The organism is Dielma fastidiosa, assembly GCF_000313565.1.
GTDB classification, from domain to species: Bacteria; Bacillota_I; Bacilli_A; order Erysipelotrichales; family Erysipelotrichaceae; genus Dielma; species Dielma fastidiosa.
Genome location: NZ_HE578928.1, coordinates 133798 through 158955, shown reverse-complemented (window position 1 = coordinate 158955; position 25158 = coordinate 133798). Strand labels below are relative to the sequence as shown.

Annotated in this window: 21 protein-coding genes and 1 other annotated feature; of the genes, 8 read left to right on the top strand and 13 right to left on the bottom strand. The window is 41.6% G+C overall.

Translation table 11 applies throughout. The features are described 5' to 3' along the window. Positions 1-68 precede the first annotated feature (68 nt). A complete protein-coding gene (gene gndA / locus DAHG_RS12640; protein ID WP_022938713.1) occupies positions 69-1475 on the top strand; it encodes an NADP-dependent phosphogluconate dehydrogenase in 1407 nt (468 codons plus the stop codon). A gap of 226 nt (positions 1476-1701) precedes the next feature. On the opposite strand, the gene DAHG_RS12635 is transcribed toward gndA, so the two are convergent. From DAHG_RS12635 to DAHG_RS12595, 8 genes are all read right to left on the bottom strand, one after another. Further along, a complete protein-coding gene (locus tag DAHG_RS12635; RefSeq protein ID WP_022938712.1) occupies positions 1702-2553 on the bottom strand; it encodes a MetQ/NlpA family ABC transporter substrate-binding protein in 852 nt (283 codons plus the stop codon). Between the two features lie 17 nt (positions 2554-2570). Beyond that, positions 2571-3251 carry a methionine ABC transporter permease gene (locus DAHG_RS12630; RefSeq protein WP_022938711.1) on the bottom strand — a complete coding sequence of 227 codons (681 nt, stop codon included), beginning with the start codon at positions 3249-3251 and terminating at the stop codon, positions 2571-2573. After that, positions 3245-4279 (bottom strand): methionine ABC transporter ATP-binding protein, encoded by a 1035-nt coding sequence (locus DAHG_RS12625; protein WP_022938710.1) that lies wholly within the window; start codon positions 4277-4279, stop codon positions 3245-3247. The genes DAHG_RS12630 and DAHG_RS12625 overlap by 7 nt, the downstream gene beginning before the upstream one ends. Before the next feature lie 38 nt (positions 4280-4317). Next, positions 4318-4563, bottom strand: a binding site (T-box leader). A gap of 110 nt (positions 4564-4673) precedes the next feature. Beyond that, the gene (locus tag DAHG_RS12620) at positions 4674-5684 is read right to left on the bottom strand and encodes a sensor histidine kinase (RefSeq protein WP_022938709.1); all 1011 of its coding nucleotides are present in this window, start codon (positions 5682-5684) and stop codon (positions 4674-4676) included. Next, a complete protein-coding gene (locus DAHG_RS12615; RefSeq protein ID WP_110370590.1) occupies positions 5671-6345 on the bottom strand; it encodes a response regulator transcription factor in 675 nt (224 codons plus the stop codon). The genes DAHG_RS12620 and DAHG_RS12615 overlap by 14 nt, the downstream gene beginning before the upstream one ends. Before the next feature lie 288 nt (positions 6346-6633). Further along, positions 6634-8361: an ATP-binding protein gene (locus tag DAHG_RS12605; RefSeq protein WP_022938707.1), complete on the bottom strand. Its 1728-nt coding sequence runs from the start codon at positions 8359-8361 to the stop codon at positions 6634-6636. Between the two features lie 175 nt (positions 8362-8536). Beyond that, entirely contained in the window at positions 8537-9700 is a 1164-nt protein-coding gene (locus DAHG_RS12600) for an aminotransferase class I/II-fold pyridoxal phosphate-dependent enzyme (RefSeq protein WP_022938706.1), read from the bottom strand. Continuing rightward, the gene (locus tag DAHG_RS12595) at positions 9700-10191 is read right to left on the bottom strand and encodes an Lrp/AsnC family transcriptional regulator (protein WP_022938705.1); all 492 of its coding nucleotides are present in this window, start codon (positions 10189-10191) and stop codon (positions 9700-9702) included. Before DAHG_RS12595 ends, DAHG_RS12600 begins: the two co-directional genes overlap by 1 nt. 161 nt (positions 10192-10352) lie before the next feature. Here DAHG_RS12595 and DAHG_RS12590 point away from each other — a divergent pair, with 161 nt between their 5' ends. Next, the gene (locus DAHG_RS12590; RefSeq protein WP_022938704.1) at positions 10353-10841 is read left to right on the top strand and encodes a DUF3284 domain-containing protein; all 489 of its coding nucleotides are present in this window, start codon (positions 10353-10355) and stop codon (positions 10839-10841) included. 144 nt (positions 10842-10985) lie between these two features. On the opposite strand, the gene DAHG_RS12585 is transcribed toward DAHG_RS12590, so the two are convergent. From DAHG_RS12585 to DAHG_RS12565, 5 genes are all read right to left on the bottom strand, one after another. Then, the gene (locus DAHG_RS12585; protein WP_022938703.1) at positions 10986-12119 is read right to left on the bottom strand and encodes an S-layer homology domain-containing protein; all 1134 of its coding nucleotides are present in this window, start codon (positions 12117-12119) and stop codon (positions 10986-10988) included. Between the two features lie 12 nt (positions 12120-12131). After that, the gene (locus tag DAHG_RS12580; protein WP_022938702.1) at positions 12132-13304 is read right to left on the bottom strand and encodes an ABC transporter permease; all 1173 of its coding nucleotides are present in this window, start codon (positions 13302-13304) and stop codon (positions 12132-12134) included. An 8-nt stretch (positions 13305-13312) separates the two neighbouring features. After that, positions 13313-13987 (bottom strand): ABC transporter ATP-binding protein, encoded by a 675-nt coding sequence (locus DAHG_RS12575; RefSeq protein WP_022938701.1) that lies wholly within the window; start codon positions 13985-13987, stop codon positions 13313-13315. Then, positions 13987-15711 (bottom strand): efflux RND transporter periplasmic adaptor subunit, encoded by a 1725-nt coding sequence (locus DAHG_RS12570; RefSeq protein ID WP_084744569.1) that lies wholly within the window; start codon positions 15709-15711, stop codon positions 13987-13989. Before DAHG_RS12570 ends, DAHG_RS12575 begins: the two co-directional genes overlap by 1 nt. Before the next feature lie 301 nt (positions 15712-16012). After that, complete coding sequence (locus DAHG_RS12565; protein WP_022938699.1) at positions 16013-17497, bottom strand: DUF1846 domain-containing protein; 1485 nt, start codon at positions 17495-17497, stop codon at positions 16013-16015. A 262-nt stretch (positions 17498-17759) separates the two neighbouring features. On the opposite strand from DAHG_RS12565, the gene DAHG_RS12560 reads away from it, so the two are divergent. The 6 genes from DAHG_RS12560 to DAHG_RS12535 all read left to right on the top strand — a co-directional run bounded on the left by DAHG_RS12560 (position 17760) and on the right by DAHG_RS12535 (position 25101). Beyond that, complete coding sequence (locus tag DAHG_RS12560) at positions 17760-20024, top strand: sensor domain-containing diguanylate cyclase (RefSeq protein ID WP_022938698.1); 2265 nt, start codon at positions 17760-17762, stop codon at positions 20022-20024. Positions 20025-20234: 210 nt separating this feature from the next. Beyond that, positions 20235-21503, top strand: coding sequence for a UDP-N-acetylglucosamine 1-carboxyvinyltransferase (locus DAHG_RS12555; protein ID WP_022938697.1), 1269 nt, complete (start codon positions 20235-20237; stop codon positions 21501-21503). Between the two features lie 68 nt (positions 21504-21571). Continuing rightward, positions 21572-23008, top strand: coding sequence for an aspartate ammonia-lyase (locus DAHG_RS12550; RefSeq protein WP_022938696.1), 1437 nt, complete (start codon positions 21572-21574; stop codon positions 23006-23008). After that, positions 23009-23854, top strand: a complete 846-nt coding sequence (locus tag DAHG_RS12545; RefSeq protein ID WP_022938695.1) for a fumarate hydratase — start codon at positions 23009-23011, stop codon at positions 23852-23854. Between the two features lies 1 nt (position 23855). Continuing rightward, entirely contained in the window at positions 23856-24377 is a 522-nt protein-coding gene (locus DAHG_RS12540; RefSeq protein WP_022938694.1) for a Fe-S-containing hydro-lyase, read from the top strand. Next, the gene (locus DAHG_RS12535; protein ID WP_022938693.1) at positions 24367-25101 is read left to right on the top strand and encodes a copper homeostasis protein CutC; all 735 of its coding nucleotides are present in this window, start codon (positions 24367-24369) and stop codon (positions 25099-25101) included. Before DAHG_RS12540 ends, DAHG_RS12535 begins: the two co-directional genes overlap by 11 nt. Positions 25102-25158: the final 57 nt, after the last annotated feature.

Below are 25158 nucleotides of genomic sequence, written 5' to 3'. Positions count from 1 at the left end.
TATAATCCTAAGAAATTAGGCATGAATAATGTGATGAATTATTCAAGAAAAGATAAGGAAGTGGCAAAATGGAAAAGAGCAGAATTGGTGTTTATGGGTTAGGTGTAATGGGTCAAAGCTTAGCGCTGAATATGATGAATCATGGCTATCAGGTTTCTGTATTCAACAAAAGTCATGAGGTTACTGAGAAATTCATGAAGGAAAAGATTGAAAATCAAGCTGTCGTACCTTGTTATGATCTGCATGAATTTGTGGCATCGTTACAGAAACCCCGTTGTGTTTTCTTAATGGTTACCGCCGGTAAGGTGGTTGATCTGGTAATTGATGGTTTAAAGGATGTATTGGAAAAGGGCGATATTATCATTGATGGCGGTAATTCATTCTATAAAGATACGATCCGCAGATTTCAGGAACTGCAGCAGCTTGGTCTGCACTTTATCGGTGTTGGTGTATCGGGCGGTGAAATGGGCGCATTGAAAGGTCCAAGCATGATGCCTTCAGGTGATTATGAAGCCTATCAGGTTGTAGAACCAATCTTTTTAGACATCGCGGCAAAAGCAAAAGATGGTAAGCCTTGCTGTACCTATATCGGCAAGGATGGTTCAGGGCATTATGTCAAAATGGTACATAATGGTATTGAATATGCGGATATTCAAATTATCTGTGAGGCCTATGATTTAATGCGCAATGGTGCAGGGTTCAGCGTAGAAGAGATTCAGCATATTTTTGAACGCTGGAATAAAGGTAAACTTAAATCTTATCTGATTGAAATCACTGCAGAAATTCTGAAACGCCGTGATGAAGAAACCGGCGAATATATGGTAGATATTATTTTGGATCGGGCTGGTCAAAAGGGTACCGGTAAATGGACAAGCATGGAAGGTTTGGATATTGGTTCCGCAATTCCTACAATTGCTGAATCGGTATTCGCAAGATATATATCGGCGATTAAGGATGAAAGAGTACAGGCAAGCAAGGTCTTTAATGTTGAATCGACACTTGAAATTGATGATAAAGAAGCTTTCATAAATGAATTGGAACAGGCGGTATATGCAGCTAAAATTTGCTGCTATGCCCAAGGTTTTGAATTGTTAAAGGAAGCCGCTAAGGAAAATGACTGGACACTGAATTTTGGCGAAATTGCGATGATTTGGCGTGAAGGCTGTATTATCAGAGCTGATTTCCTTGAAGAAATCAAGAAAGCATATGATGAGGAAGCTGTACCAAATTTGATGATGACTAAGAAATTCAGTAATGAATTACTGGCTGCTCAAAAGGCATGGCGCAAGATTGCGGCTAATATTATTGAGAGCGGCATTTATGCACCGGCAATGCTGAGTACCATTGCTTATTTTGATGGCTACCGCAGCGCTAGGACAAGTGCTAATCTGATTCAGGCACAGCGTGATTACTTTGGCGCCCACACATATGAAAGAGTGGATAAACCGGGCTTCTTCCATACACATTGGGAGTAAACACAGTAAATAAAAGTATAAAACAGCGGGATCGTTAGGATTGCCGCTGTTTTATATTATAAAAGGATATAACAGCTTAAGTATTAAAAATTCAAAAGATTCAGCTTCCTCGATGGTACAAAAATACTGTCAAATAACTTTTATAGACGCTTTCATATAGAGGGTAGACTGTTTTAAATGAGCATTAAAAAAGACAGGCGAGACCCTGTCTTTTGATATTCACGTCTTATTCTAATGTAAATGCTGGCTTATAAGCACCTTTATAAACATCTTCAATAACCTTAACAGTTTCAGCAGTTTTGAATGCTTCAATGACCTTTTTATAAGTTTCGTTATCTTTATCAGCTGTTCTGGCAACAATCACATTAATATATGGGTTATCGCCGCCTTCTACAACCTGTTCAATATAAATTGCGTCTTGGTTTGGTGTATATCCATTATCAACCGCATGAGCGCCATTGATGAAGCCAGCCGCTACATCATCAAGCAATGCCGCTGTCTGACTTGCCTCAACCTGTACAAACTGAAGATTTAACTTATTCTCTGTAACATCCTTAACCTCTGGTGTATAACCAGCTGCCGGATCAACCTTGATCAACCCTGCCTGTTCAAGAACCTTTAAGGCACGGCCGCCGTTTGTCGGATCCTGTGGAATTGCGATTTGATCACCGTCTTTTAATTCATCTAAAGATGCAATCTTCTTAGAATAAATACCAAATGGGGCGATGATTGAATCGGAGATAGCGGTAATATCATATCCTACTTCTTCAATTTCTTTGTTTAAATAAGCATAGTGCTGGAATGCATTTAAGTCAATTTCACCTTCTGATAAAGCGCGGTTTGGCTGTACATATTCAGAAAACACAACGAGCTGCAGGTCAATGCCTTCTTCTTTTAACGCAGCGATAGCCGGATCCCACCATTCATTTGTTGTACCAACAACACCCAGCTTAACCGTGATTCTTTCATCGGTTGGGTTATTACCCTCTGTCTGATCACTTGGTTTGTCATTGGAGCTGCAGGCAGCAAGGGAAAGTGATAATAGGCATGCACATAAGATTTTTGATAATTTTTTCATTTTAGTTTTCTCCTTTTCTAATGTGTAGTTTTCTGAATCAGTACGTTGCTTATTGACTGAATCAAAGTAATAAAGATTAAGATAACGATACAGGATACATAGGTAATATCTGTCTGATGCCGTGAATAACCATATTGAATTGCAAAGTTACCGATACCGCCGCCGCCGACAACGCCGACCATGGCAGTCAGACCAATCAGTGAAATAAGGGTTATGGTTGTAGCACGGATGATACCAGGAATACTTTCTTTTAAATAAACGCGGATGATTGTCTGAAATGGGGAATCGCCCATCGACTGACTGGCTTCAATCAATCCATAATCAACTTCCGCCAGCGCAGACTCAATCTGTCTTGAGAAGAAAGGAACCGTACCCATAATCAATGGGAAGATTGCGCCGCGGACACCAATTGTTGTACCGGCAATCGCGCGGGTCATATCCATCAGCAAAGCAACCAATATAATGAAGGGAATGGCGCGGAAGATATTGACAAGCTTATCAAGAATCGTCCAGATGATTCGATTTTCCAGGATGCCATCTTTATTTGTAACTGTAAGCGTAACGCCAAAGATCAGGCCAAATACAAAGGAGATAATGCCTGAAAAGGCAATCATCTGAAGTGATTCAACACATGCCTGAACGAAAGCAGGCCACTTATCAATAACGTTAGGCATCAGCTGAGTTAGGAAGTCTAGCATGTTTTCAGCACCTCAACTTTCACATTATGCTCCCTTAAATAGAGAATTGTTTTCTGAATATTTTCTTCTTCACCGCTGAGCTTCACCACTAAGCTGCCAAGCGGTGTATTTTGAATAATTTCGATATTGCCGAACGCGATATTTGAATCAATATTGAACTGTCTTGATACATCGGAAATCAATGCCTTATCGGTATTGCCGGCTGTATAATGCAGGATGACAAGGCTTTCGCCCTTTGCCAGCTGTACGATTGGATCATCTGTTTCAATCAGTTCATAGATCTTATTAATCGTCGATGTGGAATCGATGAAATCACGGGTTACCTGCTGTTTAGGCGAAGAGAATACATCAAGAATATTGCCTTCTTCTACAACCTCGCCATTTTCCATGACTGCCACTCGATTGCATATTTCTTTAATTACAGCCATTTCATGAGTAATCAATACGATAGTAATTCCTAACTGCTCATTGACATGCTTCAGCAATCGCAGGATTGATTTAGTCGTCTGCGGATCAAGGGCACTGGTTGCTTCATCACAAAGCAAGACCTTTGGATCATTAGCCAGTGAACGGGCTATTGCCACACGCTGTTTTTGACCGCCGCTTAATTGTGAAGGATAAACATTGGCTTTTTCTTCAAGATCAACCAGCTTCAGCAGTTCATTGACCTTTTTGTTGATTTCTTCCTTACTCAAACCGCTGCCTTTTAAGGGGTAAGCAATATTTTGAGCGACTGTGCGGGAACGCATCAGATTGAAATGCTGGAAGATCATACCGATCTTTTTACGCACTGCCCTAAGCTCTTTTTCAGGCAAAGACGTCAGCTCAATGCCGTCAACACTGACTTGACCGCTGGTGGGTCTTTCAAGCAGGTTGATACAGCGCACAAGTGTTGATTTACCGGCTCCGGAAAATCCGATAATCCCATAAATCTCACCGGCGCCAATATCCAATGTAACATCTTTACAAGCATGAACCTCTAAACTTGGTGTCTGAAAGGTTTTGGTGATGTGATTTAGTTTAATCATAAGTTTCACTCCTTATCTATAAAAAAAACTCGTCTCCATATAGGGACGAGTTATCGTGTTACCACCCAGGTTCATATTGTTCTCACAAACAATATCTCATCAAGTACGCTGAATCATCAGTTATACTCTATCACGTTAACGGGTGCTGCCGTCACAAGCTACTGCCTTTCACCTGTGCCACTCCTTGACCATCTTCACTTTAAGCGCCTCTTGTTTATTTGCACCAACCATAAACTCTCTGTTTTGACTTGCATTAAAGCTACTCTTCAATTCCTTGTGTTTCTTAATGCTATTACATTATCATTTTCGTGAAAATAAGTCAACTGGTTTCTGAAAAATTATGAATTTTCACATTAATGACTTTGACTGAAAACAAATCATTCTAGCTGTTCATTTAATCAGCTAGATTATATGTATTCAGCGGGAAGGTAATGCCGACGATGGTCTGATGGCCGCTCATTCGAAAATCAATGCCAAGATTAAGCTTGTTGCAAAGCTGTTTGCAAAGATAAAGGCCCAAACCCGTTGACGCTTCCTGCTTGCGGCCCCGGCTGCCAGTAAACCCACGGTCAAACACTCTGCCGATTTCATTATCAGCAACCCCGCTGCCATTATCTTTGATCTCAAGCAGGACAGAGTTAGCATATTGACAAGCACAGATTTCAATCTGCGGCTGACTGGCATCGCAGTATTTTAACGCATTGACAAGAATCTGATCAAGAATAAATTCAACCCATTTATTGTCTGTATAAACATTGAGATCAAGATTTTCCAGCTTTAAACCGATGCCCCGCATGATGAAAATCTTCGAATGTTTGCGGATTACTTTATTTACCATTTCCTCAAGCGTAAATTTTTTAATAATATAGTCCTTTTCCAAGGTAGAGGAACGGGCATAGAATAAAGCCTGTTCCACATAATCCTCAACCTTATTGACTTCTTCAAGCAGGGAATCTCTAACCGGAGATGGGTTATTTTCAAGAATCAGCTTTGCCGCCGCCAAGGGTGTTTTAATTTCATGAACCCACATTTCAATGTATTCTTTATAATCAAGCTGCCGATACTTATACTCATTCACATGATCAAGCATCGATTTATCACATTCCTTAAGCAGCTCATAAAGAATCTTACCATCTAAAAAATTAGGCTCTTCCATGCATTCGCTTAATAAATACTTCTGATCAAGCTTTTCCATTGTCATCATCCATTCATCATAAGTATTCTTTCGCCGCATATATTCCACAACAAAGCTGCCTAAGGTATACGACCAAAATAGAAAAGTAATGACTAAAACGATTTCAATCTGTATTTTAGTGATCAGCATAAAGCTAAGCATTGCCAAATAAACTAATATCGCCGCCACAAGCAGCAAGAATTTTTCCTTAATAAACTCAATTGTTTTCATCAACCATATACCCCAATCCCCGTCTTGTCTGAATTAAATCATCAAGCTTCAGATATTCCAGTTTTTTACGCAGCCGGTTAATATTCACGGTTAATGTATTGTCATCGACAAAACAATCACAGTCCCACATATGCTGCATCAGATTATATCTTGATACAATTTGATTCTTATTGGTAAACAGACAATGCAGGATCCGCAATTCATTTTTAGTAAGCTCAACGCTCTGTCCCTTATAGCTGACTACACTTTTTGAAATATCCAAGGCTACGTCACGGACAATTAGCTGCTGGGGATTGCTGGCATAAGCGCGTTTCAGGATTGACGCGATTCTAGCTAATAAGATCTGCAGATTGTAAGGCTTGGTAATATAGTCATCAGCTCCCAGATTCATCGAGACTAGCTCATCGATTTCCGAATCACGGCTGGTAACAATCAAGATTGGAATAAAGCTTTTTTTGCGTACCTCCCGGCATATATAATGTCCATCCATGACCGGCAGATTCAGATCAAGCAGCAAAAGATCAGGCTTAAGCTGATCAATGCTTTCAAGAATATGTTCAAAATCATCAGGTGCTGATGTCTTATATCCATTTTTCTGCAGAAAATCACTAAGCTCATTCCTGATCTTCTCATTATCTTCAATTATCATAATATGCATGATGTTCACCTCTCCATCATTATAACACTACATCAGCATCCAAATAAAAACTTTTAAACGATGAAGTGTTCCCTTTATAATTTGTATCATTATTTCCATGTTACATCCCAAACTCCTTTTCTGTATAGCCAAGTACCAGAATACAAAAGATGATTCTGATATTATTTAGTAAATGTTTCATCCTGCATTCCTCCTTTATGGCTTTAGTATACGATAGAATCAGTGTTTTACCCATCGAATCAGCTAACAGAAAGCTATCATTTTTGTAAGGTTCATACACAAAAATCCAGATCATTGATCTGGATTTGCATAAGCTAAGTGAGTGCTGATTGCTTCAAATAAATGATTCATATCAATCGGCTTGCCAAGATAATCATTCATGCCGCTTTGCAGGGCATTGTCTACATCCTGTTTAAATACATTCGCTGATAAACCAATGATTAAAACCTCATTGGCATCATCACGATCTAGGGAACGGATAGTTCTGGTGGCTTCCAGTCCATTCATTTCCGGCATCTGAATATCCATCAGAATTAATTTATATGTACCTTCTGGAGAGTTTTCGAATTGTTTTACCGCCTCAGCACCATTAAAAACCGGATCAACAGCCGCCTGACAGCTTTCAAGCATAGTGACCACGATCTCAGAATTGATTTCATTATCCTCCGCAAGCAGTACACGGATATTCTGTAAAGAATCAATATTAGGTATATAATCATCAATCACGGGTATGTCAGCTTCCACCGGCGGCCGTTTTAAGGGTATATTGACGATAAAGCGAGAGCCTTCGTTCAGTTTGCTTTGTAACTGAATATCGCCGCCCATCATTTTCGCAAACTTGCCGCTGATTGCCAAACCAAGTCCTGTTCCGCCATATTGCTTCACCGTAGATGCCTGAGCTTGTTCAAAGGGTTCAAAAATACGTTTTTGGAATTCTTCACTGATGCCGATGCCACTGTCAGTAATGATAAATTCAATATTAGCGGTATCATCTGATAACTCTTTTTCTCTTACTTCCAGTGTTACTGAGCCGCCCTTAGGTGTAAATTTTAAAGCGTTAGAAATTATATTAACTAAAATCTGACTGATCCGCAGTTCATCACCGATCAATGTATGAACACTGATATCTTTATGACTGATAGTGAAATCAACATCTGCATCACATGCCTTCTGCGCAAACATACTATGGATGCGGTCAAGCACTTCCGGTAATTCAAAGACTTGATCATCAAGTTCAATCTTGCCGCTTTCAATTCTTGACATATCCAATACATCATTGATCAATGACATCAGATAGGCAGAGGACAGATCTATCTTATCCAGACTGTCTAAAAGCTTTGGTTTATTATCGGCATTGCGCCGAGCGATTTCAGTCATACCGATAATGCCGTTCATCGGTGTTCTGATTTCATGCGACATATTAGAAAGGAATTCACTTTTAGCTTTATTCGCATGTTCAGCACTTTCTAAAGCAACCTGAGTCAGCCGCTGCTGCTTCTCAAATTTCAAAAACAATAAAATCAGCATCAAAAAGGCAGCGCTGAGGATCATGAATAAGATCAGGGCATGATTGACCTGATGACGGGAATAGTTTTCCGCGGCCGATACCGCCTGATCAGATAATACGAAAAAATCCTCGCTTAACGTATATAGCTGCTGACTGTCACCGCTTTGGCGTACAATCATGATTTCATCCTTCAGTGTATCAAAGGCAGCCTGCAGCTGTTTAATATATTGCTGATACTCTTCATCAGGCAGCTTGGTGAGTTTGTTATCCCCATGGCCGCTTGCCAGTTCACTAAGAATAGCATCCAGCCTAACGATCAGTTCATCATCGGGCTGCATCGCCATTTCCTGTTTAACCAGCCGCTGTGAGGCTCCGCGGATAATGCCGGTATAATTGATTACTCTCGCGTTTCCCTGCAGACTCCAGATGGTAGAAAGCATCACCAGAGCGATGATGCAGAAGAGAGCTGTAAAGAAAACAGGTATGACTTTTCTGATTTTATATTTATTCATATGAATTCCATCCCTAAGCCCCAGCTTTATGATTATGTTATTATAAAATTTATGCTTTACATATATGATTAGTATATCATATTTACCAAGGTTTTCCATCGCTTCGTGTTGATTTGCGCAAACTAAAAAAAACAGCTTAACTAATAAAAAACTCTCCGCGGAGAGTTCTTTCTATTTATTGGAATTGTTTCATAAATTCGCCGATTTTTTCCAGCGCACCTTTGATTTCTTCAATGCTGTATGCATAGGAAACACGGATATACCCTTCACCTGCAGACCCAAAGGCGTCACCCGGTACACAGGCAACATTCTGTTCCTCAAGCAGGCGCTCACAGAATTCTAATGAGCTGAGTCCAGTGCATTTAATACTTGGGAAAATATAAAAGGCACCTTCCGGCATATGTGTTTTTAAACCGATGCGGTTAAAGCCATTAACAATGAAATTACGCCGCAGCTTATACTGCTCCACCATCTCATCAACATGGCGCTGACCATTGCGAAGACCTTCAATCGCGCCGAATTGCGCGGCTGTCGGTGCCGACATAATAACATATTGATGAATCTTTAAAATCTGGGTTATAAAGGTTTCATTAGCAAGCATGTAGCCAAGCCGCCAGCCAGTCATCGCAAAAGCCTTAGAAAAACCGCTGATGATAATAGTAAGATCCTTGATCTCATCAAAATTAGCCGGTGAGCAGTGTTTTTCAGAATAGCTTAATTCCGCATAAATTTCATCACTGATCACAATCAGATTATGTTTCTTGATAATCGGAATTAACGGTGCATAATCTTCACGCGTCATCACCCCGCCGGTAGGATTGGAAGGGAAGTTCAGCAGAATTGCCTTTGTTTTATCAGTGATTGCCGCTTCTAACTGCTGAGCGGTCAGTTTAAACTGATTCTCTTCTTTTAATTCAATAAAAACAGGCACCCCATCGGCAAGAATCACACTTGGCTCATAAGCTACATAACAAGGCTGAAGCAAAATAACTTCATCACCTGGATTCACAATGGCTCTTAAGGTAATATCAATGGCTTCTGAACCGCCGACTGTCACAATGACATTTTTTACCGGATCATAGTCCAGATTAAACTGCCGGTGCATATAGCTGCAGATTTCCCTGCGCAGCGGCAGCAGTCCAGCATTGCCGGTATAGAACGTTTTACCTTGTTTGATAGAATAAATAGCGGCTTCACGGATATGCCATGGTGTCGCAAAATCAGGCTCGCCTACACCAAGTGAAATAACCCCTTCACGGGTAGCTGCCAAATCAAAAAATTTACGGATACCGCTAGGTTTAAGAACTTTGACCTTATCGCTTAGTAATTCTTCATACATTAGGGCGTCACAATTAACCTTTCATTTTCATCATCTTCATTTTGGTCAAAGATTACCCCAGCTGATTTATACTGCTTCAGCACAAAGTTAGTAGACGTACCCGTAACACCATCTACAACTGCCAGCTTGCTGCCGACAAAGTTCGCAATTTCCTGCATACTCTTGCCGTAAATAATTACAATAAACTCAGTTTTGCCGCTCATCAGATACATTGTATCCACTTCCGGATAAGCATAGATCATCGAAGCGATGCGGTCATAGCCATAATCACGTTCCGGTGAGCATTTCACATCAATGACGGCGGTTACACGGTCAACATTAGCCCGATCCCAGTTAATGATGGTATGATAACCATTAATGACCTTTTCTTTTTCAAGTTCAGTGAGGGTATCTAAGATGTTTTCTTCACTTTCCTGTAAAATATCCGCTAAATCACTCACCGTCCTTCTGGCATTCTTTTCTATGAGTGATAATAATACTTTTTCTTCCATAAGTTCACCTCTCAACATTCTATTCCTATTGTACCTTGAAAAAGATTTCTAGTAAATGATAAATTATCATAATTTAATGAAACAAACTGAAACAAGAAGATGAGTGATTGAGTATGCACATGTACTTATGTTATGATAAGGAAAGAAAGAGGGAATAAGTCATGGAAATGTATATGCTGTTGAGCGGTTCAAAAGCTGAGGTTTATGATATTGTTCTGGATTCTTTGTATTATGAAGTGAGTCAATCCTCGAATAAGAAAATTAATAAATCATCTTTAAAGAAGGGTTTTAAGCATACAAAGCATCAGAAAAAAGGAAAGCATACTGTTGATTATCATTATCATCTGACTGAGCTTGATCCTGAAAAGGGTTATAATTTAAAGGTTCAGACAAACAGTGGTACGATTACAATGGGGATGCGTTTTGAATCTGAAGAAAATGGTTTATGTGAAGTTTGTTACTATGAGGATTTTAAGGCTAAAGTTGAAGAACATGGTTTCTTGTTTAAAGTATCAGATTTTTTCTATCAGCGTAAAATCAAGCGCAGAGCAAAGCGCATGCTTAAGGAAATCGATCAGGTGATTAAGAATAAGCATCGGGATGCTGCCAAGGCTGCAGAAGAGGATTCAGCAGAAGAGAATGCAAGCTAAACATTAAGCGTACCAGGTGTTAAGCTGTTTAATGATTCAGACATGCTTCAAAGCGATCTGTTTTCAATCAGCGATTAAAGAAAATATATTAAAATAAATAATGATTCCCCCTTCGCAATTCGTACTGCTTAGGAGGAATCATTTTTATGATGCGGAATTTAATTCAAAAGTATATGTTTTACCGTCAATCGTTAGATAGACATAGCCATCATTGACATAAACAACGGTGGAACTTGAAGGGTTTCCTGAATTATTGCCGGAATTTGAATTTGAGCTTGTGCTGTCGGTATCACTTTCTTGTTCATAATAGCTGGCATAGGCGGCATTGCCGTCACGGTCAAGACTGATTCTTACCGGATATCCGACTCGCAGCTTGTTGGCGGCAAATAGTTCCTTGATGACATCGGTGGAACAAGTGTAATTACCGCCGGCAGTAAAGGAGGTAACATCTTCCAGATTAGCGCTGATTTGGGTAATCGTGCCATATGCATAATTGCGGTATACCCATAATTTATTTGTTTCAGTAGAATAATACACAACATCACCCTTACGCATTGATACGCTTTTTTCTACACCATTGAGATAGGTAGTTGGTGAAGTCAAACCGAAATCACTGGCAGATGCTGAACCGGTCAGGGCAATCGGCCCCACGGCATTAACATCGATAACATCGGATAAACTTAAGGAATCACTGCGCAGCGTATAACCTAAAGACTGGGCAAGTGTTTGATTGCTGTTTTTTAAAGCAGCTGACAGCGCGTTGTAAATCAGCTGGGCATAATCACCCTTATTCAATGGCTGATTGACATTCAATGCTGTATTATCCAATAACCCTTTAATTCTGGCTGTCTGATAAAGCAAGTCTGATCCAGCGATTTCATTTGCTGAATAGCCCAGTATCAGCAGGAGTGATTTAATTGCTTCATCAGTGGTAATTGTCTGATCCGGTTTGAAATAGCCTTTCGCATAACCGCTCATATAACCTAATGAGGCAACGGTTTTAATATATCCTGCATATTGATTTGAATACGAAACATCACTAAAGGGAGAGGTGTAGGAATTGGCAGCGGTTGTACCATAACCGGCCAGAAGATACAGTGCCTTGGCAAATTCGGCTCGTGAAATCGGTGTTGTTTCACTGATTGTATTGTCACTGTCATAGGTCAGTAAATTCATTAATACTAAAATCTCATAGATTGAACTGGCTGCGGCTTGCACTGGCTGGACATTCCCCAATACCAGCAGCATGCTTAAAGCCGCGGTAATTAATTTTTTCATTTGCTTATTCTCCTAACTATAACGCAGCGCTTCAATCGGACTTAGACGCGCAGCCTTGCGGGCTGGTGAATAGCCGAAGAGGATGCCGATACCCACTGAAACGCTGAATGAGACGGCAACGGATAACAGTGATATTTTTACTGTCATGCCTAAAAGACCTGATGCGATGTAGGCTAAAATAATACCAAGGAAGATTCCGGCTACCCCGCCCATGGCGCTGGTCAGACCCGCTTCAATTACAAACTGAGTCAGAATATCCCGGTATCTTCCGCCTAAAGATTTACGGATACCGATTTCTTTAGTTCTTTCACTGACTGACACAAGCATGATATTCATGATGCCGATACCGCCGACCAAAAGGGAAATGGAGGCTACCCCCACTAATACAAGTGTCAGTGTCGAGGTTAATGAATTAACTTGTTCCAGTGATTCAGCGGCGCTGCTGATGCGGTAATAATCAGAGCTGGTAAACTTCGTATTCAGAAATGCTTGAATATCATTGATCCCAGCTTCTACGCTGGTGCTGCTTGAGGCATTGAACAGATAAGAAGAAATGGTTGAATTGCGGGTCAGACGGGAGGCGGCTGAGTAGGGAATCAGCACGATATCATCATCGCTGCCCTCACTGCTGTCTGCCTTCTCTTCAAGTACACCGACAATTTCATAGCTTTCCGCGTTAAGCTTAATTGATTTGCCGATCGGACTCTTGCCGCTGAATAATGTGTCGGCGATATAAGTGCCGATCACTGCCACCTTGAGCCGGTTTTTGGTATCCCCATACTGCAGCATTCTGCCTTCATTAAGCTGATAACCCTTAATGCTGGTGTAATCTTCATTAACACCGAAAGCTGTAGTTGAGACATTTTCATTATCTGCCTTTGCAGTTACTGAGATATTGACCTGCGGTGAACAATAAGCCAAATTCTCTGAACTGTCAAGCACCTCAATCATTTCATCAACAGCAACCTGATTATCGGCGGAACGACCGGTAATATTGACTGTAATTAATTCGGTGCCCAGGGTTGAAAAGGATTCGCTCATGTCACTTGAGAAGCCATTGATTAGGGCAACTAAAACGATAACTGAGGCAACGCCGATAATGATTCCCAGCATCGTCAGAAAGGAACGGAAGCGATTCCCTTTAATGCTTTTCACGGCCATTTTAAATGCTTGTTTCACTTGCATAGGCACACCTAATTCAGCGTATCGCTGACTACTTTGCCATCATGAATCTGAATCATTCGCTTCGCCTGATGGGCAATTGAATTATCATGGGTAATCAAAACGATCGTATTCCCTTCATTGTTTAATTGTTTCAATAGTTCCAGCACCTCAATGCCGGTTTTAGAATCAAGGGCACCGGTAGGTTCATCCGCTAAAATTACACTTGGATCGTTGACTAAGGCACGGGCAATGGATACCCGCTGCTGCTGACCGCCGGATAATTCATGCTGATAATGCCTCATTCGGTTGGCAAGCCCGACCCGTTCTAACGCGCGGATAACCTTTTCATAGCGTTCTTTTTCCGGTACATTGGCATAAATCAGCGGCAATTCAACATTTTCATAAACATTAAGCTTGGGGATTAAATTGTATTGCTGGAAAATAAAACCTAATGTGCGGTTGCGGATTTGAGCCAGCTGATCTTCATCATAGCGGGTGATGTTTAAACCGGTAAGTAAATATTCACCCTCACTGGGCAGGTCAAGAGCGCCGATGATATTCATGCATGTTGATTTACCGGAGCCGGACTGACCGACAATGGCCACAAATTCCCCTTTATCAATAGTGAAAGAAATGCCGTCAATGGCCCTTACCTCACTGTCACCCATATGATAGATTTTGTATACATTTTTAAATTCAATCATCACTGCATTCCTCCCGGGCCGCCCATACCGCCTTGCGGGCCGCCCATGCCGCCGCCGTCAAAGGAAAAAGCACCGCCGGATGAAGAATCTTTACCGATATTCATCATATTTGGTTCACTGTTGCTGGTATTGCCGCTGGCATTTGATACCGCATAAACAGTCAGCCCTTCCTTTGCACCATCTAAAATCGCGGTATAGCTGCTGTTTGACAGACCGGACTCCACTTTCAAAAAGTAATATCCCTTATAATCATCGGATTTAATGATTTGGCCTACTTCAGCGCTTTGAATAGATTCGGCAGTTTCCGCATTTAAAGACTTAGCGCTTGCTTCATCAATCAGCAGCATATCATTGCGGGAAACACAGCTGATTGGCGCGCGCAATGTATCATTAGCTTCCTGAGTGATAATCTGTGCCGTTACATTCATTCCCGGCAATAATTCATCACACTCTTCTAAGGTAACCGTTACAGGATACACCGTTACACCATTGGCCGTTGTACCGTTTAATACGATGGCTGTAATTTCACCGGTATAAACCTTATTTACGGCATCGGCTGTTACGGTGACCTTTTGTCCCACAGAGACATTTTTAATATCTAATTCATCAATACTCATAGTGAATTTCATACTGGAAAGATCAGCGACGATAGCCATTGTTGTTCCTGCTTCATTAATCGTATCGCCAGCCTGTATATTCTTGCTTAAAACGGTACCATTGCAGGGTGCGGTAATGGTATATTCAGCAAGCTTTTCTTCTTTATTCTTATAGCTTTGTTCGGCATTGGAGAGTGAAAGCGCCGCTGATTCTCCCTGCAGTACAGTGCTGTCATTTTCAAGCTGTACCAAAAGATCCCCTTGATTGACATAATCATTTGTATCAATATTTAAAGCAGTGATTTCGCCTGATGTTTTTGCTGTCAGGGTAGCCGAAGAATTAAAGCTGATGCTTCCCTCATTATTGCCCGCGATGCCGTTGACGATTGCCGCCGCACTGTCAAGCTCAGTAATACCGCCTGGATTTGTGAAGCTGATTTCCACATCACTTACATAAGCATTCGCGCTGTTATAATAAGCACCGCTGTTGATCTTGCTGACTGTCCCGCTGACCGTTTCACCGCTGCTCAGCAAGTATACCGATGCTGTATCGTTGATCTTTATTGAATCAATATCTGAAGCGTTAAACTGAAGCCGCAGTGTGCAATCCTCATTGTTGACAATCTCGGCAATTTTTGTGCCGATGTTAACACTTTCTCCGACCTTGACATAAACCTCGCTGACCAACCCGGAAAGCGGAGCGGTAATAGTTAAATTGGTGAGCGCTGTCTGTGCCTGCTGAGTGGTTAACTGCTGCTGCTTCAGGGAAAGACTCGTGTTGTTTAATTCCTCAACAGCATCGCTGTTATCTAATTCATAAAGGACTTGTCCCTCGCTGACACTGTCACCGATCTCAAAATCATCGCTGAGCACCTCGCCCTTAACATTGGCAGTTAGGGTGTAGGTTTTAGCGGCCGTTAAAGTACCGCTGCCGCTGATACTGGTAGTAATGCTGCCAGTATCCAAAGTATAGGGTGTATAAATTACTTCATTGCTGCTGCCGCTTACCTTTAAGGCATAAACGACCCCTGATGCGCCAATCAGTACCGCACAGCACAAAATGGCTGCCCTCTTTTTTGTGAAATGGATATTAGGAAGCTTTTTAGGTAGTTGGACTTTTAGATTCATCTCAGAAACACTCTCCTTTTCATATCATATACAATACGGTAAGCAGGTGAATGATATTTGTTGGCTAAGTGAAAATTAGCTGAAAATACCATTAATTACCTGAGCAAATAAGAAAAGTCAATGAAAGGTACGGTTTTAAGTTTGTATACTATAACCCTTACGAAATGCTTAATGAGAAAATTATTGGCATAGTTTTGTTTAATGTGATTAAATAATTTGGTTTACATAAACACAAAAAAAGCACGCCCTTTTTGATTGGGTGTGCTATATGCAGCCTATCTGTAAAATCTCTTTAAATCTTTTATTTATGATAAAGCTTTTTTGTATGATACTTTGGCTCACACGTTAAATTAATACCCAGTTTTCTGAAAACATTCATATCTACATCAGATAAGATTACACTGGAGTGAGCTTCACAGCCCTTTAGTTTTTCAAGCTGAGTCATTGCCAAATGTGACAATGGATTGGTAGTAGCTGAAATTGCCAGGGCAATCAATATTTCATCTACATGCAGACGCGGGTTATTATTGCCTAGATTTTCTACTTTCAGCTTCTGAATTGGTTCAATGATACTCGGTGAGATTAAAGGAATCTGATCATCAATATTGCCTAAATGTTTCAACGCGTTAAGAATAGCGGCACTGGCAGAGCCTAACAATGAAGTCGTTTTGCCTGTCACGATCCGTCCGTCATTTAATTCAATTGCCATAGCCGGAGCATCAGTCAGCTCAGCCTTATCCAGTGCCGGTTTGACACAGCGCCGTGAAGAAGTTTCCACATTCGCCTGTCCCATAACAATTTCAATTTTATTAATTGTCGCTTCATCGGCGTAGCCCTTTTTCTGATCCACCAGCGCCTGATAATAACGGCGGATAATTTCATCCTGACTGGCTTTGATGCAGACATCATTATCGACAATGCACTTGCCAACCATATTAACCCCCATATCCGTAGGTGACTTATAAGGCGATACCCCGACAATTCTTTCAAAAATAGCATTTAATACTGGGAAAATCTCTACATCACGGTTGTAGTTAACCGTTGTTTCACCATAAGCCTCCAAATGGAACGGGTCAATCATATTAATATCATTCAAATCAGCGGTAGCCGCTTCATATGCCAGGTTTACCGGATGCTTTAAAGGCAGATTCCATATCGGAAATGTCTCAAATTTCGCATATCCGGCTTTCACATTATGCTTATGCTCATGATAAAGCTGTGAAAGACAAGTCGCCATCTTACCGCTGCCAGGCCCCGGCGCTGTCACAACGACTAAAGGCTTCGTTGTTTCTACATAATCATTCTTGCCATATCCTTCATCAGAAACAATGACTGAAACACTGTTTGGATAACCGGCAATCGGATAATGCAGCGCGACATTAATGCCTAATTGTTCCAGATGTTTCTTAAATGCATCAGCTGATGGCTGATTGGTATATTGTGTAATAATGACGCTGCCGACATAAAGACCTACGCCGCGGAATGCGTCAATCAGTCTTAATACCTCTACATCATATGTAATGCCAAGATCACTTCTGACTTTATTCTTTTCAATATCACCGGCACTGATTACGATCAGCACCTCTACCTGATCCTTCAGCGTCAGCAGCATTTTTAACTTGCTGTCTGGCTGAAAACCAGGCAATACACGGGAAGCATGATGATCATCAAAAAGCTTGCCGCCAAACTCTAAATACAGCTTATTATCAAACTGTGAAATACGTTCCTGAATATGCTTGGATTGTAATTTCAGATACAGATCATTATCAAAACCAATTTTTTTCATACTATCCCTCTTTTCTTGCCATAACCTTAACTATTTTACCATAATTGATCTTTTATAAAAAGATATTGAGAATAAATAATTACAAAATAAGAGTAAGTCTTTCATTGGTTTCAGTTATTTATAAATTTACTTTTATATATAAGGAATGGTATTGAAATTTACATTAATTCAGCAAAAATCCAAACAATGTGATATTATGATAGAAAGAGGTTCATTTTGATGAATCAAAATGATTTAATGTTCCAAAATTGGGGGGAGCGTTATGGAGAATGATAAGTTGCTGCTGCATAGCCGTAAGATTATAGCGATTGGGATCTGTTTATTATCAATCCTCACTGTGATTTTCCTCTATGACTTTAATCGCCGTACTGATTATCAGGTTGAAGCTATCACACAAAGCTATCTTATGGAAAGCGCCAATCAGGGAAGTGACTCCATAATCCGTCAAGTCAATGACAGACTGGTTAATCTTCGCTTTACTGCGGACTATCTGATTCAGGAAACAGACGCTAATGCTCGCTATGAAGTGATGGAAAAGCTGATGGATAATGATCATTTCAATCAGTTTTTACTTATTGATAAGGAAAATCAGCAGCTGGCTGTCAGCGGCATAGAAAGCTCACTGGCAGATCTGCGTTTTTATGATTCATCGCTTTTTGGGCAGGAAGGCATCAGTGATGTTTATCAGCTGGGATCGATGAATCAAAAAGTCATCAGCTACTATGTTCCGGCTTTTAATAATGGTGAGCTGGCAGGTGAATTCATCGCGACAATGTCGATTGAAAAGATTGCTGACACAAGTTTGAATACGACTTTTCAAAGCAACGCGTATTATTATGTCATCGCGGCTGATGGCACAATGATTCAGCAGAGTGAACATCAGGATTCACTGTATGACGGCCGTAATTATTATGACTACCTCAAATCGATGGATGATCCCGGTATAACGGTTGATGAATTACAGGCTATGATGATGAATAACGAGACGGGCAGCTTTTATCTGAGTATTGGCAGTCAGCATCGTTATGTGTATATCCGTCCTTTGCCTATTAATAATTGGTATTTGTTTACTTTGGTATCCAGTGATAATTTACTGGTTCAAAATGAGAAGCTTTCAAAGTCTGCTTATTATCTGACCATTAAGCTGGTTTTGACCTTTATCTGTTTCTTTGCCGCTTATTATTATTTGGCAAACCGTTCTTATCAAGGAACAATAGAAGCTAAACGATCAGTGGAACGCAGCAATCGAATGTTTGAGCTGGCGCTCCAGCACTCCTTTGCGACGATGTTTGAATATGATATACAAAAGGATGCCGCCTATTTCTTGAAGGAAAGAAATATCAAAGCGCTTTGTGATTATGACAGTCTGTGTCCGTTCAGCAAGCTGGTGTTTGAAAAACGTTGTCTGAATGAGACGGAAAAAGAGAAACTGTTGGACGCACTGAGCCAGATGGCAGATGGCGCTGAAAAAGCCGTTTTTGAAATTAGTTCAGGGATAAAGTTTGATGAGCCGCACTGGTTCCGTTTTACGCTGGCCAAGCTGCCCTCAGAAGCCGACGGTAAAAATATTCTGGGCATAGTGGAAGATATCAGCGATGATGTGCGCAAACGCCGTCAGCTGGAACAGGAAATCAGCATGAAAGAAGCGCTGTTCCATGAAGCTATCAGTGTTTGGACACTGAATCTTGACAGCAAGATTATCTGCAGCTACACGCGTGATGGCATGATTCAGGATGCGGTTGAAGCAAATTATGATGAGATTTGTTTGGCAATGCTGAAAATTGTTCATGAGGATGATGCTGAACTGGTTGCCGAGGCAATGAATTTCACTAATTTGAAGCGTGAATTTGCGGAAGGCAGGGAACAGCGCATTGAATATCGCATCAACCGGCGTCATGAGGTAAAAGATTTTATCTGGGTAGAGAGTGTATTTAGTTTTTACACATTAGATAATCAAACACCGATGCTATTATGTTATACGATGAATATCAACGAGGAAAAGCGAAGACGCATGGAGCTTAAATTTAAGTCTGAAAGAGATCCGCTGACCGGCCTGTATAACCGAACGGCTTTTGAACAGCTGGTAAATGATGATTTAAACAGCTTATCGCTGAATCAGACGGCGGCTTTCTTTATGATGGATCTCGATGAATTTAAACTGGTGAATGATACATTGGGACATAATGCAGGCGATGAGCTGCTGATGCAGGTTGCTTATCATCTGCGTGATATCCGCGATCATAACGGTTTGTGTGAAATATCAATCGCCCGCTTTGGCGGTGATGAATTTGTCGCTTATTTAAAGGGTGACAAACGGCAGGATGTTATGGATATCGCAGAGCGGATATTGGCAGATATTCAAAATATTAAGCTGCCTGAACGTGTCGAGCTGAGGATATCAGTCAGTATCGGTATTGCATTTATTGATCAGCAGCATCATAATTTTGCTGATTTATATGAGAGTGCCGATCAGGCGCTTTATGAAAGCAAGCGCAGCGGTAAGAATCGCATCAGCATTCATAATTAAAGGCGGATCGTTTAATTGGAAAATATTACAGCTGATTCAAAAAGACGGTACTTGTTTGATCGTGTATAATATTGAACGGATCGCTTAAGGATAAGTTAAATTTTTTAGATGTTGAAGCAATCGCTTTTATGATACAATAGGAGTGAAAAAAACAGTGTGTGTCACGATGACAGGCTGATGAATAAGATAGAAGCAGATGGAGGGTTTTTTATGAGTGAAGAAGTAATTAAAATCGAAGGTGGGCATCGATTAAGAGGCAGCGTTAAAATCAGCGGCTCTAAGAATGCTACGGTAGCATTGATCCCGGCAGCGATTCTGGCAAATGGGCCGGTAACGATCTGCGGTGTTCCGAATATTTCGGATGTTGAGTCACTCTCCGTTTTACTTCGTGATTTGGGTGTTGATGTTTGTATTAAGGAAAGTAAGGATCATATCGTTATTGATCCTACGCATATGGAAAATAAGCCAATGCTTCAGGATGCGGTGCAGAAGCTTAGGGCATCTTATTATTTCATGGGCGCTTTGCTGGGTAAGTATGGCAAGGTTGTAATGAAAATGCCGGGCGGCTGTTATCTGGGGCCGCGGCCAATTGATTTACATCTTAAAGGTTTTGAAGCGCTGGGCGCTGCGGTGAAGTATGAGCATGGCGCTTATGAGATTACGGCTGATAAGCTGATCGGCAATAAGATATTCCTCGATATTTCCTCAGTGGGGGCTACAATCAATATCATGATGGCTGCCGTTTATGCGCAGGGCCGTACGATTATTGAGAATGCCGCCAAGGAACCGGAAATTATCGATGTCGCAACCCTGCTTAATAAAATGGGCGCAAAGATTCGCGGTGTTGGTACGAATGTGATTACGATTGATGGTGTGGATCATCTTGATGGATGTTTCCATGAGATTATTCCAGACCGTATTGAGGCTGCCACATATATTGTACTGGCTGCGGCTGCGGCTGATGAGATGACGGTTGAAAATATTATTCCGGCTCATCTTGAAAGTCTGCTTTCTAAGCTGCAGGAAATTGGTATCGATATTAAGGTTGATGTGGATAAGGTGACGATTCGCCGCGGTGATCAGCCTTTAAAGTGTACGGATATTAAAACTTTGCCGTATCCGGGCTTCGCGACTGATATCCAACAGCCGCTGACTGCCTTGCTGACGCAGGCGCACGGCCAGTCGGTAATTACTGAAACGATTTATACGGAACGCTTTAAGCATTGTCAGGAATTGAATAAAATGGGTGCGGATATTGATGTGCGGATTCCTTCCTCTTTTATCAATGGGCCAAGCCGTTTATCCGGCAGTGTGGTAGAGGCAACCGATCTGCGCTGCGGTGCTTGTTTAGTGATTGCCGGTTTGATTGCTGATGGTGTTACTGAAATACATGCTGTATATCATATTGACCGCGGTTATGAAAACCTTGACGGTAAATTAGAAGCACTGGGTGCTAAAATCTGGCGAGAAACGATTTAAGATATATGCATTGTTTCATTAAGTGAATCAATGCATTTTCTTTAATATTTCCATTAGGAGGTTTAAACATGGAAGAAAAAGATTACCGGTTGGAGAGAGATTCATTAGGTGAAAAGCTGGTTCCTAAGGATGCATTATATGGCATTCAGACTCAGCGTTCAAAGGAAAATTTCCCAATTACCGGTCTGCGGACACATCCGATGATGGTCCGTTCATTAGGAATGGTTAAAAAAGCCTGCGCATTGGCTAATTATCGCACCAATCATCTTGATAAAGAACGGCTTGATTATATTTTACAGGCTTGCGATGATGTGATTGCCGGCAAGCTGAATGAATATTTTGTTACTGATGTTATCCAGGGCGGTGCCGGCACTTCAGTAAATATGAATACCAATGAGGTTATCGCTAATCGGGCGGCTCAGCTGGCTGGCCGTGAATTAGGCAAATATGATTACATACACCCTAATGATCACATTAATTTTGGACAGTCAACCAATGATGTGTTTCCGACCGCAGGTAAGATTACCTGTCTGTTTTTAGTTGATGAGCTGCTGAATGAGCTGCAGCTGCTTCAGGAAGCATTGCTTGATAAGAGTCTGGAATTTAATGATGTCATCAAATTAGGCCGAACTCATCTTCAGGATGCTGTACCGATTACGTTAGGTCAGGAGTTTCATGCCTATGCGACTTCTTTGGTAAGAGATATCCGGCGGATTAAAATTGCCTTTCAAAACTTAAAATCAGTGAATATGGGTGCTACCGCGGTGGGTACTGGCTTGAATGCTGATGAGAATTACCGCCGTACTTTAATTCCAATTTTAAGTGAGATTACAGATATTGATCTGACCAGTGCCAGAGATTTGATTGACGGTACACGCAATGTTGATCCATTTGTCTGGGCGCATAGTTCTTTAAAGACATTGGGTGTCAATTTATCTAAAATGTGCAATGATCTGCGTTTAATGGCATCAGGCCCTAAAACTGGTTTTTATGAGATTATATTGCCTGCCCGTCAGCCGGGCAGCTCAATCATGCCGGGTAAAATTAATCCGGTTATTCCTGAGGTGGTAAATCAGGTTTGCTTCCAAGTATTCGGCAATGATGTAACGATTTTAAAAGCGGCGGAAGCCGGTCAGATGGAATTGAATGTGTTTGAACCGGTGCTGTTCTTCAATTTGTTTCAGTCAATTGAGGCATTAAGTCACGCGTGTGCGACACTGCGCTGCAACTGCATCATGGGTATTGTTGCGAATAAAGAACGGTGTGCCGATCTTGTGGATATATCTTTGGGTACCGCGACAGCGCTGGCACCGCATATCGGATATGCCAATGCCTCGAAGTATGCGAAACAGGCACTGGCGGAGAATAAAAAGCTGAAGGAACTGATTCTTGAAGCGGGTCTGATCTCTAAGGAAAAGCTTGATGAGGTGCTGAATGCGCGTGAAATGACACGGCCGGGTATCCCGGGAATGCGCCGTCATAAGCGTAAAAAGGAGGATAAGTAGATGCGTGAATTTGATGTAAGACAGCTCACAGAGGCTGTATCCACCATGGTTCAGGATGTGAACTACCGCTATCCTGCAGATGTGAAGCACTGTCTTGATTCAGCCTGTGAAAAAGAAACCAGCCGCATCGGTAAAGCAACGCTGGAATATTTAAAGCTGAACGCGGCTATTGCGGATGAAAAGCATATCCCAATCTGTCAGGATACCGGGATGGTTGCCGTATATCTGTATGTCGGTCAAGATGTGCATTTTACTCATGGTTCGGTCAATGAGGCGATTCAGGAAGGTGTGCGTCAGGGCTATGATAAGGGTTATTTAAGAAAATCAATGGTTTCAGAGCCGTTGTTTGAACGTGTTAATACGAAGGATAATACACCTTGTATGATTTATACTTCCATCATTGACGGTGAACAGGTGATTCTTGAAATTACATGTAAGGGTGCCGGCAGTGAGAATATGAGTGTCATTGAGATGCTGAAACCCGCGCAGGGTATTGAAGGTGTAAAACAAACGGTACTCAATGCTGTAAAAAAAGCCGGCCCTAATGCCTGTCCGCCGATGGTGATCGGTGTCGGTTTGGGCGGCAGCTTTGATTACGCGGCTTATCTGGCCAAAAAGGCTACGGTAAGAAGCTGTGACAGCGCGCATCCAGACCCACGCTACGCAGCGCTTGAAGACCAGCTGCTGAGTGAAATCAATCAGTTAAATATCGGTCCGCAGGGATTAAAGGGCGATACTACGGCGCTTAAGGTAAACATTGAAACCCATGCGACACATATTGCCTGCCTGCCATGCGCGGTCAATATATCATGTCATATCACTAGACATGCGAGAAGGGAGTTTTAAGATGAAGCTGACAACACCCATTACTAAAGAAAAGCTGGCTGGCTTAAAAGCCGGTGATGCAATCGAAATAACCGGTACTATTTATACTGCCCGTGATGCCGCGCATAAGCGAATGAATGAGATGCTTGATTGCGGGGAGGAGCTGCCTTTTGATATTAAGGATGCGGTGATTTATTATGTTGGTCCGACACCGGCAGCACCTAACCATGTGTTTGGCAGCGCTGGACCTACAACCTCGATGCGGATGGATGCCTATGCACCCCGGCTCTATGATCTGGGTTTAAGCGTAAGCATTGGCAAAGGCTACCGCACCCAAGCGGTTGTGGATGCGATTAAACGCAATCACGCCGCCTATATGGTTGCCATCGGCGGTGCCGGGGCACTTTTATCACAATGTATTAAAAAGGCTGAACTAGTCGCTTTTGAAGAGCTTGGCCCGGAAGCGGTTTATCGTCTGGAGGTTGTTGATTTTCCGGTAACCTTAGCCATTGACGGTGAGGGTCATAACTTATATGAAGAATAATATTTTAGAAATCTGCTGCGGCAGTCTTGAGGATGTAATCGCGGCTGATGCCGGCGGCGCGGATCGGGTTGAATTAAACTCAGCCTTATACTTAGGCGGTCTGACACCAACATGTGCCACGCTGATTCTTGCGAAGCAGCAAACGGCGCTGCCAATTATCTGCATGGTGCGTCCGCGCGGTGCGGGGTTCTGTTACAATGAAAGTGAATTGGCGGTTATTTTTCTTGAAGCAAGAGAATTGCTGCGGCATGGTGCCGATGGCATCGCTTTTGGCTTCTTGAATCAAGATAAGACGATCAATGTTGAACAAACGTGTAAGATGGTAAAACTGATTCATGAATTTAATGGTGAAGCGGTATTTCATCGAGCCTTTGATTGTACAAGCGATATGATGAAAGCCTGTGAACAGCTGATTGAATGCGGCTGCGACCGTATATTAACAAGCGGTCAAGCTAAAACTGCCGTTGAGGGTATTAAAGCTTTAAAATATCTTCAGGATACCTATGGCAGCTCTATTGAATTCTTAGCCGGCAGCGGTGTGAATGCTGAGAACGCGTTGGAAATCATTCGCAATACGGGAATAAAACAGCTGCATACTTCTGCTAAATGCTGGAAAATTGATCCGACTACCAACTATGGTTCACCCGTCAATTATGCGTATATCAACGGCGATTCTTATGATGCTGTTGATGCTGAAAAAGTAAAACGGTTTCATAATCATTAATATGTGACAAAATCTTTAGATTTCTTGTAAGAAAAGCATGATATAATAGTTTAAAGG